Genomic DNA, 15,656 nt, shown 5'->3' on the forward strand with positions numbered 1-15,656 from the left:
GTTGAATGCTCCACCCCAACCTGTATCAATATCGACCAGTAAAGGCGTATCGACACGTTCGGTAATTCGGCGTACATCTTCCAAAACGTTATCTAGACTGGTCATTCCCAAGTCAGGTAAGCCATAGGAGTAGTTGGCAACACCCGCACCTGAAACGTAGATGGCTTTGTAACCCACTTCCTTGGCCATCATCGCGGCATAAGCATTAACCGTACCAATAATTTGTAAGGGTTTCTCTATTTCTAGTGCTTCTCGAAATCTTAAACCTGCAGATCTTTGTGCTGTCATATTCCTTTTCCACAGTTTCATTTTACTTATCGAATTTCGAGTATAGCCATAAAGATCTTCATATCTATGACTTTTTAGTGTTTATACTTTAAAACTTTAGTCATATATTTAGCCAAACTATACTATTATTTCAATGCATCATATGCGTAACAAAATAATTCAACTCTAGTAATTCAAGAAATGTGTGCATATTTTTGCTATAATTGCAAATGATTTCATTTTTTGATTATTGACTCAATACGCCATATGCAACAAATAGTTCAATTAGATCCTTTCGCTCGCGATATCCCACACACAAAGCGTGGTCATGAACGATGCCTATCACTTTTACTCAGTGCCAATGAATTATTTTTAGAACGTGGTTATGATGCAGTTTCCTTAGATGATATCGTGCATCATGCGGGTGGCTCAAAAGCATCAATTTACAAGTTTTTTGGCAACAAAGAAGGCTTATTTACTGCCATTTGTGACTATCGTCGCGAACAATTTTTTAAAGATATTTGTGTTCCTTTTGAACAAGATAAACATAATTTAAAAACTTATCTCATTCGTACTTTATTAAATTTTCATCAACATTTATTACAACCAGAAAATACGGCATTTATGCGTTTAGTATTGGAGCGTACGCAACGAAGTTCGGAACTAGCCCTCTACATTCACGAGCAAGGACCAAAACATATTCAATCTGCAATTGCCTGTGCATTACAAAAAGCGCATAGCAATGGAGTAATAAAGTGTGAAAATCCAATTTATTCTGCACAATTTTATTTCGGGATTTTACGAGATTTAGAATGGCGTATATTAATTGGACTCCCTATTGAAGAAGATGAACAAGAAACCATCACTTACTTAAGTTATTGTGTCGATCGCTTTTTAGAAGGTCATCAAAAAGATTAGTTTTTTGCAATTTCCTCTGGTTATAGTATATTGGTCGATTCCCTTTTCACTTAACCAACCGACAATTCATTGTTGTTTTCGTTTTTATTTAACAATAATTGTGGAGTAATCATGGCTCTCCGTCACTTTCTGACCTTACGCGATTTATCGACTTTAGAACTTAACCAAATTTTACAGCGCGCAATTGAACTGAAGCGCAAGCAACATAACAATGAGGTATTCCAACCTTTTGTCGGTAAAGTCTTGGGCATGATTTTCGAAAAATCGAGTACCCGTACACGTGTTTCGTTTGAAGCAGGTATGAGCCAATTCGGTGGTAGTGCAATTTTCTTATCTTCTCGTGATACCCAATTGGGGCGTGGCGAACCGATTGAAGATTCTGCGCGTGTTATTTCAAGTATGCTTGATATTATTATGATTCGTACTTTTGGTCATGACATCGTAGAACGTTTTGCTTCTTATTCTACAGTACCTATTATTAATGCTTTAACTGATGATCATCACCCTTGCCAGCTTTTGGCTGACATGCAGACTTTTCTAGAACATCGCGGTTCTATTGAAGGAAAAACAGTGGCATGGATTGGTGATGGTAACAATATGTGTAATTCCTATATTGAAGCTGCGCATATGTGGGGCTTTAACTTAAAAATTGCCACACCTAAAGGTTATGAACCTCAGCAAAAATTCTTGTCTGAATTTGCTCATTGTGTGGAATTATTTGATTCGGCAGAAGATGCAGCGGTAAATGCTGACCTCATCGTGACTGATGTTTGGGCAAGTATGGGACAAGAGGAAGAACAAAAAATTCGTGAAGCCGCATTTGCCGATTTTCAAGTGAATGAGAAATTAATGAGTTTGGCGCATCCTGATTGTTTATTTATGCACTGTTTGCCAGCACATCGTGGTGAAGAAATTTCAGAAAATATGCTAGATCATAAAAATGCTGTCGTTTGGGATGAAGCAGAAAACCGCCTACATGCACAAAAAGCTTTAGTTGAATTTCTGTTAAATCAAAATTTAAATAAAAATTAGAATATTTATTTTATTCAATAAAATTAAGCACCTTTTGGTGCTTTTTTATACTTAGATTTAAAATAAGATTTAACGAACTAAACCCTGTGGTTGTAAAATAATAAGCAGTGCACCGAGTATTACCACTACGCCGCCCAACAAATCCCAACGTGTTAAACTGACTTGATCAACGTAACGAAGCCAGAGTAACGCAGTAAAAATATAGATTCCTCCATATGCTGCATAAATTCGTCCTGAAGCAGCAGGATGCAAAGTCAGCAACCAAACAAAAATCAATAGGCTTAAGGCTGCAGGAATCCATAACCAATGAGACTTCCCTTGATTTAAAATTAAATAAGGAAAGTAACATCCTAAAATTTCAGCAATTGCGGTAATCAAAAAAAGAAAAAAGGTAGTGATGACTTTGGTAATTTGAATATCCATAAATTTTAATTCACCCAGCAATCTGGATCTTTGATCTTTAAGCAAAACTCATAAATTTTCAATATAAAAACAACCCGTACGGACACGGGTTGTTTTTTTATATAGTCTTAAGCAGGTTCAGCGGTCTGATCTTCAAATACTTCCAATTTCAAACCAGTCGCTTTACCATTTTCTTTCTTCACGGAAACTGCGACATTGCCACCATGTTCCGCAAGCTCACCAAATAAAATCATTTCTGCAAGCGGTTTTTTCAAATGTTCTTGGATCAGACGTTGCATTGGTCGAGCACCCATTAAACGATCGTAACCCTGCTCAACCATCCATTCACGCGCATTTTGATCAACTTCAAGAATGACTTTCTTATCATCCAGCTGCGCTTGCAATTCAGTCAAGAATTTATCTACCACATTTTCAATTACTGTGGTTGGTAAGGCATTGAATTGAATTACACCATCTAGACGGTTACGGAATTCAGGTGAGAATGCTTTTTTCATTGCATCTTTATTATCTAGACTATTATCTTGCTCCATAAAACCAATACTCGTGCGTGAAATACTTTCAGCACCAATATTCGTGGTTAGAACAAGAATCACATTACGGAAATCTGATTTACGTCCATTATTATCAGTTAATGCCCCGTGATCCATAATCTGCAAGAGCAAATTAAATACATCAGGGTGCGCTTTTTCAATTTCATCTAATAATAATACACAATGCGGATTCTTATGAATTGCATCGGTGAGTAAACCACCTTGATCAAAACCAACATATCCTGGAGGTGCACCAATTAAGCGTGAAACAGCATGACGCTCCATATACTCAGACATATCAAAACGAACCAGTTCAACACCCATCAATTTGGCCAATTGTTTGGTGACTTCAGTTTTACCGACTCCTGTAGGACCTGCAAACACAAAACTACCGACTGGTTTATCAGGCGATTTTAAACCTGCACGTGACAGCTTGATTGCAGAACCGAGTGCTTCGATGGCATTGTCTTGTCCAAATACCACTCGTTTGAGATCGCGCTCAAGATTACTTAATACAGTTTTATCATCTTTAGATACTGTTTTCGGTGGAATACGGGCAATTTTGGATATAATATCTTCAATATTTTCAACGGTAATCAGAGTATTTTCTTGTTCAGCTTTTAAACGACGCTGCGCACCTGCTTCATCAATCACGTCAATCGCCTTATCAGGCAAGAATCGGTCATTGATAAATTTCGATGATAATTCAACGGCTGCAATCAAAGACTGATCGTCATATTGTACATGGTGAAAATCCTCAAACTTAGATTTTAAACCGCGTAAAATATCAATTGTTTCAGAAATAGATGGCTCATTGACATCAATTTTTTGGAAACGACGTGACAATGCATGGTCTTTTTCAAAGACTTGGCGATATTCTTGAAATGTGGTTGAACCAATGCAACGCAATGAACCATTCGATAAAGCGGGTTTAATTAAGTTTGAGGCATCCATTGTGCTGCCCATACTTGAACCAGCACCAATAATCATGTGAATTTCATCAATAAATAAAATCGCTTCTGGTTTCTTTTTCAAAGCATTAAGAAGCTGTTTCAGGCGTTTTTCGAAATCACCACGATATTTTGTACCTGCCACCAGTGCACCAATATCCAAGCTATAGACTTCAGCATTTGCGAGTGGTTTAGGTGCTTTAGCATTGACAATCAGCCAAGCCAAACCTTCCGCAATCGAAGTTTTGCCCACGCCAGGATCACCGACCAATAATGGATTATTTTTACGACGACGACATAAAATTTGTGCTGCGCGTTCAATTTCTTTTTCACGCCCAATGAGTGGATCAGTTTTGCCTTTTTGCGCTTCGACGTTTAAATTGGTCGTATATAAATCGAGCGGACCTGAATTTGAAGAACTTGATGTTTCACCATCTAACTCTTCCACTTCCTCTTCGGCCTGTACTTCTTCTTTGCGAGTCCCATGAGATAAATATTGAGTCAATGTTAAACGATTAATTTGATGACGCTTAAGCAAGTAAACGGCAAAAGAATCACGTTCAGAATACATTGCGACCAATATATCAGCACCTTCAACGGTACGATCACCACCACTTGACTGAACATGAAAAATCGCACGTTGCAAAATACGGTCAAAACTTTCAGTCGGATGAGGAGCCTGCTCACTGTGTTCACCCAGTTTAGGGGTATGCTGTTCAACGTATTCTTCAAGTTCTTTACGAAGCGCAACGATGTCTGCACCACACGCCTTTAGCGCGTTTACAGCAGAATCATTATCAAGTAAAGCCAACAATAAATGTTCAACCGTGAGAAACTCATGTCTCTTTTGACGAGCCATGCTTACAGCCAAACGTAAAGATACTTCTAATTGACGACTGAGCATGTAATCCCCTTAATCTTTTGGCTCAATCTGACAAAGTAATGGATGACCTTGAGACCGAGCATAATTATTAACTTGGTTCGCTTTCGTTTCCGCAATGTCTCGTGGATAAACGCCTGCAATACCTTTTCCTTCATAATGTACAGTTAGCATTACTTGAGTGGCTTGGTCAAGATTCAAAGCAAAGTATTGTTGTAAAATTTCAATTACAAAGTCCATTGGGGTGTAATCGTCGTTCATCAGAACCACAACATACAGCGGTGGACGTTTTAATTGTGGTTGCGCAGTTTGAACAGCCAGATCTCCTTGCTCGTCCCCATGCGTTTCATCGCTTAAGCGCGGATGAATATGCCAATCGACATACCCAGTTTGCTGAAAAGAATTTTTGATGTCGTTTAAACAATGTTGACGTTTATTCATTGGCATATAATTTAAAGTTCACACTATTGTGCATTGGCTTCTGCTTGAGGAATTTCAGAAATGAATGCGGATTGACTTTCTATAGGTTTCCCACGCCCCCAACTGAAACGCTTAATCACGGGGGTTGCTGTTCCCGTTAAACGAACTTCAATAAATTGCGGACTAAAGCCTTTAGGCATAGTCCAACGTCCAGTTAAACGTTCAAAATCCTGAAAATTAAAATTCTTATCTTCCAGTGGAATTTCTAAAACTTCAGTACCTTGAATTAAACGTAACTCGACACCTCCAGATGTACTACGTTTATTTGGACTCACTTGAACCAAATCAAGCTGATACTCATAAGCATTTTCAGGTAAGGGTTTAATTCCAATATTTTGAATGGTTAAGCTTAATCCACCTCGTTGACGCAGAACCTCACGGTAAATAGCACTTAGCCCCTCAGACTGAACTTTGTCTTCTTTGGCCTGATTGAGCACAGTAAATAAATCATTGGAATTACTTACTGCTACATCACGTTCTTGTACAGCTAAATTCAATGTTTTATTTAAAGTTTCGAGTCTGGTTTTTTGCTGTTTAACCACTTCAACCAATTGCTCAGCATCCGCCTCAAAGCCTACAGCGGTTAAACCCTGTCGATGTCCTACTGAATAGCCCATAAAGCCACTTCCTACCACTAAAATGGCAGCACCAATCGCAAGCGGCAAATTACCTTTCAAAAACGGCTTTTTATTGACCTGCGTCGGTTGTGACGGGGTATTTGATTCGGTATTCAACATCGTCATCTCTTATTTTGATTTATTCAAAACACATATTTAAATCTAAATCGAAATATGTGTGAAGTCTAAAATAGTTTTTTATGGTAATAAACCAATACCTTCTAATCCAGAAGTCTCAGTTAAGCCAAACATCAGATTCATATTTTGTACGGCTTGACCTGCTGCGCCCTTAACCAAATTATCTTGTACAGATAAGACAACTAACTTTTTCGGCTGAGGTTTGTACAATGCAATTCGAAGTTGGTTTGCACCACGCACAGAACGTGTCTCAGGTAAACTGTTTATTGGCATCACATCAACAAATGCTTCATCTGCATAAAACTGTTCATAAAGAGCTTGCAAATCGGCTGCATCGCCTGCATCTGTCAAATCAACATAGATTGTACTCAGCATGCCGCGAATCATCGGAACCAAATGTGGCACAAATACAATATGATCAAACACACCTTTTTGACCGGATATATTTTCCAATGCTTCCACAATTTCAGGATGATGACGATGTCCACCAACTGAATATGCCTTAAAATTATCTGCATTTTCCGAATAGCTCATCTCTAAGCTGGCTTTTCTTCCCGCCCCTGAAACCCCTGATTTTGCATCAATAATAATGCTTTCAGGTTTTATCAATGCATCGCTATTTTTGAATAGTGGTGCCAAACCCAATTGTACTGTTGTTGGATAGCAACCTGGGTTACCAATCACGTTGGCTTGTTTGATGTTTTCACGATTCAGTTCTGATAAACCATACACAGAATCTTTTAAAATTTCTGGACAAGCATGTGGCATGCCATACCATTTTTCAAATTGCGCTAAGTTTTGTAAACGAAAATCAGCTGCAAGGTCTATTACTTTGGTATTTGATGCAAGTAGTTCTGCTGCATGATTCATGGCAACACCGTGTGGCGTTGCAAAGAAAACTACGTCACATTTTTTTAATTCATCGATATTTAAATCTGAATATTGAAGATCGGTATGTCCACGCAAACTTGGGAACATATCATCTACACGGCGACCATTTTCAGTACGTGATGTTAATACACTAACTTGTACATTTGGGTGTCGTAGTAAAAGACGCAACAATTCTACGCCTGTATAACCTGTACCACCGACAATACCAACAGTAATCACGATCACTACCTCAAATTTAAAGTGTTCATTTCGTAACTGCATAGTATGACAGGAAGTTTTGATTTTCTGAACTGTTTTAGCTTAGATTACTTCAATTCGGATGTTTTTATCGGGTTAAGTGAAAACATATTCTCAGAAAGTATAAGGCCGACATTATAGTAAAGGTAAAATCGGCCTACTTGCTAGCCAAAAAATACTACTTCATACTAATTTGTAATGGTATTTTCTGTCCTTTTCTCAGAATTTCAAACTTTACCGTATTTCCTTTTAAATAATTTGAACTTTCAACAAAAGCGCTAACATCTTTAATATTTTCGTCATTCATTTTTAAAATTATATCTTGCGGCATTATAACATTTTCTGCTGGAGAGTCTCGCTTAAGCACTTTAGCAACGACGCCTGATTGAATACCGTTATAAATTTTATCTCTTTCGGATAAGTCAGCAGGGTAAATACCTGTTATTGAATTAAATTTATAAAAATAAATTACCCTAAACTGATCATGTAAAGATTCATATCGGACTGACCTACTTTCTATCGTGCCTACCGGTATATTATTTAAATTATTCACATCATTTTTATTTCTGTCATTGCCTGAAATTCTTGCAGCCTCTGGCTCGCGCATCCGAGTATCGTAAATAAGCTTATTGCCTTGATATTCATTGCTAAAAACAGCAATGGGAGAGCCATGAAGCAACGCTTTTTCTCGAATATCTCTCATGCTTCTGCTATAGGAATAATCAATGAACTTTTCTTTAAATATGGGTACATATCCTTCTTGCAGCATTTCAAGTGTCTTTTCTTCTAAATCATCTACTTTAAAAATTTGTGGATTTAAACTTTGTACATTTTTTCCACTGTAACCCTCCGCACGAACTATATTACTGCTGCAAACCAGCATCAAAACACTGCAGAATCCTAATAGCTTCATCATTTTCGGTTTCTCTCTTATATTTTTAATTTTGTATTTAACCTAAATATATAAATGAAAAATCTTTATTTATTCAATCCTTATTAGATGAAAAGACACTTTTTACTCCAAAGCAACTATGGTGCATAAATATTTAAATTTTAGTTTCTATACACTCCACCACCAAGGCATTGGCGTAGTTTTTAAAATTTTCCGATGCTGTTGAAAATTCTCATCATGTTTTTGAACTTCTGCCCAAAAATGCGGACCATGATCAAAATACTTGGTATGTGCCAACTCATGTACACACACATAACGAGCGATATGCTTTGGAAATAATACCAAACCACTGTTCAACATAATGTCATGCTTAGATGTACAACTTCCCCATCTGGTTTTAGGTTGACGAATCGCACATTTTGCAAAATTCAGATTAGATTCTTGGCTTATCTCTTCCAAGTAAAGTGGAAGATGATGCTTTGCATAAGCAATCACGAAGTTTTTTAAATATTGCGTAGGCTGCCGGTCACTGATAAGCAGCTGTGAATTTTGATCATCAAAGATAAAATTAGGCTGCTGCGTATGATAAATAATAGTAATTGAATTCTGTAAATTAAAAAGTTGCAACGTATTCGGTAAAGTCCGATCTTGGTTTTTGATATTCTGTTGCTGCTGCTGCCATGTTTTTAACAACCATTGTTCAGATAACTGAATAAAACTTTGAATTTGTCCTGATGTACAAAAAACAGGAGCCGTAAGACGTATTTTATTAGGCTCAACGCGTAAACGTAAATGCTTAGAGCGCACATTTCGAGTGATTTGAATTTCTGGCAAGTCTGGAAAATTCATTGTTCTTCTATTCAAATTTACTAACCCTCCTCCTGCAAAAGGAGGATTAGTTAGCATGATTTAAACCGCAGTACGTTCTTCAATACCATTGTTGGTAGCAACAATTGCTACATCAGCTTGATGAATCGCGAAAATGCCGTTACACACGACACCAGGAATATCATTCAAGGTTTTTTCAAGCTCAAGCGCATTTAAAATATTAAAGTTATATACATCTAAAATCACGTTGCCGTTATCGGTAACCACACCTTCACGATACACTGGGTCACCACCAAGTGAAACGATTTTACGTGCTACTGCGGAACGCGCCATTGGAATCACTTCTACTGGCAGCGGAAAATCACGCCCCAACTGATCAACCCATTTAGAATCATCTACGATACATACAAATTTTTTCGCAATCGATGCGACAATTTTTTCGCGTGTTAAAGCAGCCCCACCACCTTTGATCATATGCATACGACGATCAATCTCATCTGCGCCATCGACATACGCATCTAAACCACCAACATGGTTCATATCGACCACTTCTATACCCAATTTTTTAAGACGCTGTGCAGTGGCTTCAGAGCTTGCTACAGCCGCCTCCAACTGTAACTCAGGTAATAAATCAATCAGGAAGTTAACAGTGCTTCCCGTACCTACCCCCAAAATTCCACCCTTTGGCAAATGCTTTAATGCAGCTTTCGCGGCAGCTTGTTTCTTTTCATCTTGGGTCGCATACAGACTCATAACTTGGCTCAACTATTTTTGACATTTCTTGCTGATTAAACAGCCCAAATGCACAGGGGTTTGTTACAATAATTGCCTATTTTAAACTGTTAGATGGAAAATTAACATGCTGTCTCGTTTGGTTCGACAAATATTACAAGCAACTGTCTACGATGTTGCAATCGAAACTCCACTCGAAGCGGCACCACGAATTAGTGAAAAACTTAAAAACAACATTCGTTTTAAACGCGAAGATTTACAACCTGTCTTTTCTTTCAAACTACGCGGTGCATATAACCGTATTAGTCAGTTACCAAAATCACAATTAGAACGTGGTGTAATAACTGCGTCTGCTGGTAATCATGCACAAGGCGTAGCACTTTCTGGTCAAAAATTAGGGATTCGCGCCATTATTGTGATGCCTAAAACCACACCTGACATTAAAGTTCAGGCGGTAAAACGTTTAGGCGGTGAAGTCGTATTACACGGTGACTCTTTCGATGTTGCCAATAAATATGCGATTCAACGTGCTACAGAAGAAGGCATGACTTTCATTCCGCCTTATGACGATGAATTGGTCATGGCTGGCCAAGGCACGATTGCCAATGAAATTTTGCGCCAATGGCGTGATGTTGAATATGTATTCGTTGCCGTAGGTGGTGGTGGCCTAATTGCAGGCGTTGCTGCTTACTTGGGCGATGTCGCGCCACATGTCAAAATCATTCCTGTGGAATATGAAGAATCTGCATGCTTAAAGGCAGCTTTTGAAGCCAATGAACGTGTGATTCTTCCACAAGTCGGCTTATTTGCCGATGGTACGGCGGTGGCACAAATTGGTGAAAAACCTTTTGATGTGATTCGTCTGCAAAAATCGGATAATTCAGGTCCAATTGTTGAACGCGATGTCGTTCTGGTCAATACAGATGAAATCTGCACAGCCATTAAAGATACTTATGATGAATGCCGCAGCATTGTTGAACCCTCTGGTGCTATGGCACTGGCAGGAATAAAAAAATACGTCGAACAACATGGTCTAGAAAACAAGAACATGGTCTCGATTGTATGTGGTGCCAACATGAACTTTGATCGTCTACGTTATATTGCCGAACGTACCGAACTCGGCGAACAAAAAGAAGCGATTTTTGCAGTCACTATTCCTGAAGAAAACGGTTCATTTTTAAAATTCTGCCGTGCGCTACAAGGACGTAATATTACCGAGTTTAATTATCGTGCTAGCAGTTCAAGTGCCGCACAAGTATTTGTTGGTATCAGCTTAAAAGGTGGCGAACCCGAACGTCATGATATCCATGAAATGCTTAAAGTTCAGTATGATGTGGATGATTTATCTGATGATGAAGTAGCCAAATTACATATTCGTTATTTAATTGGCGGTCATGCTGATCTTGAAAATGAACGTTTATTCCGTGTCGAATTTCCAGAACGTCCAGGCGCATTATTAACCTTCCTCGAACGTCTTGGGCCTACACATAATATTACCTTGTTCCACTATCGTAATCATGGTGCAGCAGAAGGTCGTGTTTTGGTCGGCTTAGAAGCCTCTGATGCCAAACAAAATCCAGATGGCTTAATTGAAACCCTAGAAAGTATTACTTATCCTTATGCAGAAATAACCAACAATCTTGGCTATCAACGTTTTTTAAAATAATCCTTTAAACAAAGAGCCATATATGGCTCTTTGTTTATTTTTAGATCGCTATTTAAGTCGATCTTAAACAATCTGATTTTATATAATGTTCAATACAAATTCCTTCATTTTTAAATTGCTTACTGAATGACTTACAAAATTTATGAATTTTCACATCCTGATTAGGAACCGCCATCCAGTACGTGGCATCTGCATAAATTAATAACAACTCAAAATTATGATGCTTTAAAACCGTATCAATTTCTTCAAAAACCAGATCAAAAATTTGATCATTGATGTTGTAATATTTTCCAATCGTATCTTTATGTTTTTCGTAATGTGCATTGAGAGGCATGACTCGATCCTCAATGCGTTGCTGTATGTCTTCAAAATTTAATTTTAATGTTTTTAACACTGCGCAACGCTGCAACTGATTGTCTAATGGACTTTTAAAAACCACTGACATCAAATGACTTCCCTTTTCACTTTCAGCTAAAATCCACGTGAGAAATTGCTGAAAATTCTGTCGATGTTTTTTCTTGGGTATGCCTTGTTGCGCAAGAACAGGAAACCAATCTTTTAATATTTTAAAAATCTTTTTATCGTCCATTTTAGTTCTTCTATGGTTATTTTTTAGACTTGGTGATAACAATAAAATCTTCTGAAGATGCTATATGGTATTTTTGAATGTTTGATGACGATCACCGTTTTATTTGTGTCTATTGTAATATTGAATACAAAATCTTTTTTTAGACTGCTACATATTTTCAAATCAAAGCGACGCTTTTTATATAAAAAATAAAGGTTTTAATTGGCTGTATTTTTTATTTTTCCATCTAAAATAAACTCTTGTTATATATAATTTTGTAAGCTCGACACACGTGTGAAGTAGAACATTATAAAATGATTTGCTACTTAGACTTTCCATATATAAAAACCAATAAGAGGTATTTTGAATGGCTCAATTTGCAGTAATTGGTTTAGGCAGTTTTGGAGCAACGATTGCCACAGAGCTTGTAGGTTTAAATCATGATGTGATTGGTATTGATATCAATAAAAAATTTGTTGAAAACATTGCTGAGCAAATTACCCATGCCGTCATTGCAGATGCGACTGATGACCATGTTTTAAATGAACTGAATATTCAAAATTGTGAAGCAGTCGTGGTTGCCATTGGTGAAGATATTGAAGCGAGTATTTTATGCGTACTACATCTTAAAAATATGGGTGTAGAAAAAATCTGGGCAAAAGCCAAATCCAAAGCCCATCATATGATTTTGACTCATCTGGGCATTAGCAAAATTATTCATCCAGAAGAAGATATGGGCGTTCGGATTGCACAATCCTTGAGTTATCCCATGGTCAGCCGTTATATGGTTTTAGAGGATAATCATTTTCTGGTCAAAGTAGAAATTAAAGAAAAGCTTCACGGGGAACGCTTTAACCATCTCATGAATCATGCACCAGAAATTAAAACCTTACTGCATAAACGGGGCAAAGAAATTTTATATAGTATTGATCCAAATTTAATTTTACAAATTGGTGATGTATTGGTAGTTGAGGGAGAACTTGAACCCTTACGTAAACTCTCAGCACGGTTTAAATAACACATGAATTCATTACAGAATAAAAAACAAAATACTATTAATCTGAGTCCACCTAGTTTACTGGCCTTGGGATTTTTAGGTTTTATTTTAACGGGGACATTGTTACTTAAACTGCCTATTTCACATCATGGTGAACTCAGTTGGTTAAATGCCTTGTTTACCGCTACATCTGCCGTGACCATCACAGGACTTTCTGTTGTCAATGTCGGAGAAGCCTACACCACTTTTGGACAAGTGGTGATTATGTTTTTACTGCAATGTGGCGGTTTAGGCTTTATGACTTTCGCCATTCTTGCAGCGCTCAGCCTGTCTTCTAATCTCAAATTAAAACAACAAATGATGGCTCAAGAAGCAATAGGACAAACCAGCCTAACCAAAGTTGCGTTTACCATTAAGGGCGTCCTTTTATATTCTTTATTTTTTGAAGCGCTGGGCACAGTGATTTTAACCATTGCTTGGATGCAAGAGTATGATTTTTCTCGCGCATTTTTTTATGCGGCTTTTTATAGTGTTTCTGCTTTTAATAATGGTGGCTTTTCACTTTTCCCCAATAGTCTGATGAGCTTTGCAGGGCATTATTTCATTACTTTCACCATTAGTATGCTCTATATTATTGGAGGCATAGGCTTTGTTGTACTCATGGATATTAAACGTACACGTCGCTGGAAAAAGATGAGTCCAAACAGTAAATTAATTCTCTCTACCATTGCAGGTTTAAATCTTCTTGCTTTTTTAGTTATTTGGGCTTTAGAAGCAAATAATCCACTGACACTCGCTAGCATGAGTCTCGGTGATCAAGCTGTAAATGCTTGGTTTCATGCGACTGTCCCGCGCTCGTCAGGCTTTAATAGTTTAGATATGTCGAGTATTACTGATGCTTCTAGTTTATTTACCATTATCTTAATGTTTATCGGGGGTGGCTCCCTCAGCACTGCTGGCGGCATTAAAGTTGGCACATTTATTATCGTGGTTTTAAGTGTCATCACCTTTTTACGTCGCTCTGAAGAATTACGTGTTTTTAATCATTCAGTTTCAAAAGTCACTTCATTTAAAGCATTCGCAGTTGTTTCAATCACGGCCATTTTGGTATTTTTAGGATTATTCACTTTACTTATTTTAGAACCCAATAAAAATTTTTTAGATTTATTATTTGAAGCAGTTTCTGCCGCATGTACAGTCGGTTTATCTCGAGGGATTACCAGCGAATTGCAACCAGCTAGCCTAATCGCTCTAATATTATTGATGTTTGCAGGGCGTTTAGGTCCATTAACCTTGGCTTATCTTATTGCCACACCCAAAAAAACGCGTCTCAAACATCCACCCGCAGATATTCAAATTGGTTAACTTTCTCTAAATTTTAGTAAAAAAAACCACTTTTAAAGAAAGTGGTTTTTAGCTTTTCACATAGTTTTAGAACCAATTCATCAACGATACGCCTAAACCGACATACGTTGCACGGTGATTATAATCAATCAGACTCTCACCATAGCCATCAAATAATTGAAAATGGCCTCGTAATTTTCCACTAATCGGAAATACCCAATCAAATTGGGCCGCACCATGCGCATCATCTCCACCTTTCAATGAATGACGCAGCATCAATGAAAAATCATGATCATTCCAGCGATAAAAAGCCGTCAAATCTCCACGACCAATATAGTTTTTAATGTCTGGATTATTATCATCTTTTGAATCTTCTTCAATTCGATACCAAGGGCGCAACATGAGTGCAAAATTATCACGCTCAAAACCGATATTCATCATGATACGGTTCCAACTACGCGACAATGGGTCTGCTCGCCCATTAGACTGATGATTAAAAGTTAAACCCAATAAACGTGCATTTAAACCCAATATTTCATAATTAGTCCGAAAAATGAGACTGGCTTCAGGTTCGTAATTGGTTTCACGAAAAGGACGAGATTCCTCACTGTTATAGACCTGCCAGCGCGAAGATTGTGTATAACCTAGCCAAATATCGCCATTATCACCCAACAGATTTTCAACGGCTTTGGTTTTTAATGACAATTGAAATTTGGATTCTGTCGATTTCAAATTTTGATCTGTATCGACCGTATTGTTCACATTCGGACTTTGCGGAAATTCATTTTTGTCTGAAGTCCAAAATGCAGGTAACAAATATACTGGCTGATGTGCTCGAATATTCCATGTTCCGAGTTTACTGTCTGGAGATAACTCCCAACGTCGATCCAGCAATGAATGATTTGGATCGATTTTCGATCCTTCACTTGCAAATATAGTACTCACCCCCTGACTGATTTTTTCTTTGAGTGTCTCGGGCTGAGTAGGTTCAGGTGCAAGCTCTTTTGCGGCTTGGCGTTCTGAAAGCAATGTCGTTTTCTCTGCTTCTGGCACTTTAAACAAAGTATCGTAACAAGATAACCGATCTGCATTTGACTCTAGCGCCACACATGCTTCAGCACTGGCGGGTGCAATCAAGTTTTCAGGGCTAACTGCATAACTAGTACTCACAGACAAAGAACTGAGCATAAATATGCTCAGTTTCAGTGTTGTGCATTCAAATGTTTTGAACGCCATCGTATTCCACCTCAAATTATTTTTTTAATG

The 15,656-nt window shown here is 37.8% G+C and carries 16 protein-coding genes; 5 read left to right on the forward strand and 11 right to left on the reverse strand.

All coding sequences use genetic code 11. The features are described 5' to 3' along the window. Positions 1 to 288, reverse strand: a 288-nt coding sequence (locus GA0116959_RS11185) for an isocitrate lyase/phosphoenolpyruvate mutase family protein (RefSeq protein ID WP_171256911.1), incomplete at its 3' end; no start/stop codon positions are given. 246 nt (positions 289 to 534) lie between these two features. On the opposite strand from GA0116959_RS11185, the gene GA0116959_RS11190 reads away from it, so the two are divergent. Both GA0116959_RS11190 and argF read left to right on the forward strand, forming a co-directional pair. Beyond that, a complete protein-coding gene (locus tag GA0116959_RS11190; RefSeq protein WP_092720769.1) occupies positions 535 to 1,185 on the forward strand; it encodes a TetR/AcrR family transcriptional regulator in 651 nt (216 codons plus the stop codon). 111 nt (positions 1,186 to 1,296) lie between these two features. Beyond that, the gene (gene argF / locus GA0116959_RS11195) at positions 1,297 to 2,217 is read left to right on the forward strand and encodes an ornithine carbamoyltransferase (protein ID WP_053580187.1); all 921 of its coding nucleotides are present in this window, start codon (positions 1,297 to 1,299) and stop codon (positions 2,215 to 2,217) included. Between the two features lie 69 nt (positions 2,218 to 2,286). Here argF and GA0116959_RS11200 read toward each other — a convergent pair whose 3' ends face one another. The 8 genes from GA0116959_RS11200 to rpiA form a co-directional block, all read right to left on the reverse strand. Beyond that, on the reverse strand, positions 2,287 to 2,640 hold the full coding sequence (locus tag GA0116959_RS11200) for a YnfA family protein (protein WP_092720843.1): 354 nt from the start codon (positions 2,638 to 2,640) through the stop codon (positions 2,287 to 2,289). A 107-nt stretch (positions 2,641 to 2,747) separates the two neighbouring features. After that, a complete protein-coding gene (gene clpA, locus GA0116959_RS11205; RefSeq protein ID WP_092720770.1) occupies positions 2,748 to 5,024 on the reverse strand; it encodes an ATP-dependent Clp protease ATP-binding subunit ClpA in 2,277 nt (758 codons plus the stop codon). A 9-nt stretch (positions 5,025 to 5,033) separates the two neighbouring features. Then, positions 5,034 to 5,447 (reverse strand): ATP-dependent Clp protease adapter ClpS, encoded by a 414-nt coding sequence (clpS, locus tag GA0116959_RS11210; RefSeq protein WP_053580185.1) that lies wholly within the window; start codon positions 5,445 to 5,447, stop codon positions 5,034 to 5,036. 17 nt (positions 5,448 to 5,464) lie between these two features. Next, positions 5,465 to 6,217, reverse strand: a complete 753-nt coding sequence (locus GA0116959_RS11215; protein ID WP_092720771.1) for a DUF6776 family protein — start codon at positions 6,215 to 6,217, stop codon at positions 5,465 to 5,467. A gap of 78 nt (positions 6,218 to 6,295) precedes the next feature. Further along, positions 6,296 to 7,351, reverse strand: coding sequence for an N-acetyl-gamma-glutamyl-phosphate reductase (gene argC, locus GA0116959_RS11220; RefSeq protein ID WP_171256912.1), 1,056 nt, complete (start codon positions 7,349 to 7,351; stop codon positions 6,296 to 6,298). A 190-nt stretch (positions 7,352 to 7,541) separates the two neighbouring features. Then, entirely contained in the window at positions 7,542 to 8,279 is a 738-nt protein-coding gene (locus tag GA0116959_RS11225; protein WP_141684231.1) for a PDZ domain-containing protein, read from the reverse strand. 144 nt (positions 8,280 to 8,423) lie between these two features. Further along, entirely contained in the window at positions 8,424 to 9,104 is a 681-nt protein-coding gene (locus tag GA0116959_RS11230; protein ID WP_092720773.1) for a YgjP family zinc-dependent metalloprotease, read from the reverse strand. Positions 9,105 to 9,164: 60 nt separating this feature from the next. Beyond that, positions 9,165 to 9,836, reverse strand: a complete 672-nt coding sequence (gene rpiA / locus GA0116959_RS11235; RefSeq protein ID WP_092720774.1) for a ribose-5-phosphate isomerase RpiA — start codon at positions 9,834 to 9,836, stop codon at positions 9,165 to 9,167. A gap of 106 nt (positions 9,837 to 9,942) precedes the next feature. Here rpiA and ilvA point away from each other — a divergent pair, with 106 nt between their 5' ends. Further along, a complete protein-coding gene (gene ilvA, locus GA0116959_RS11240) occupies positions 9,943 to 11,481 on the forward strand; it encodes a threonine ammonia-lyase, biosynthetic (RefSeq protein WP_092720775.1) in 1,539 nt (512 codons plus the stop codon). A 52-nt stretch (positions 11,482 to 11,533) separates the two neighbouring features. On the opposite strand, the gene GA0116959_RS11245 is transcribed toward ilvA, so the two are convergent. Then, a complete protein-coding gene (locus GA0116959_RS11245) occupies positions 11,534 to 12,070 on the reverse strand; it encodes a hypothetical protein (RefSeq protein WP_092720776.1) in 537 nt (178 codons plus the stop codon). A 346-nt stretch (positions 12,071 to 12,416) separates the two neighbouring features. On the opposite strand from GA0116959_RS11245, the gene GA0116959_RS11250 reads away from it, so the two are divergent. Together GA0116959_RS11250 and GA0116959_RS11255 are read left to right on the forward strand one after the other, a co-directional pair. Further along, complete coding sequence (locus GA0116959_RS11250) at positions 12,417 to 13,067, forward strand: potassium channel family protein (protein WP_092720777.1); 651 nt, start codon at positions 12,417 to 12,419, stop codon at positions 13,065 to 13,067. A gap of 3 nt (positions 13,068 to 13,070) precedes the next feature. After that, complete coding sequence (locus tag GA0116959_RS11255; protein WP_053580178.1) at positions 13,071 to 14,411, forward strand: TrkH family potassium uptake protein; 1,341 nt, start codon at positions 13,071 to 13,073, stop codon at positions 14,409 to 14,411. Positions 14,412 to 14,477: 66 nt separating this feature from the next. On the opposite strand, the gene GA0116959_RS11260 is transcribed toward GA0116959_RS11255, so the two are convergent. Continuing rightward, positions 14,478 to 15,626, reverse strand: a complete 1,149-nt coding sequence (locus GA0116959_RS11260) for a phospholipase A (protein WP_053580177.1) — start codon at positions 15,624 to 15,626, stop codon at positions 14,478 to 14,480. Between the last annotated feature and the right edge of the window lie 30 nt (positions 15,627 to 15,656).

The sequence above is a fragment of the Acinetobacter albensis genome, from assembly GCF_900095025.1.
Lineage (GTDB): Bacteria > Pseudomonadota > Gammaproteobacteria > Pseudomonadales > Moraxellaceae > Acinetobacter > Acinetobacter albensis.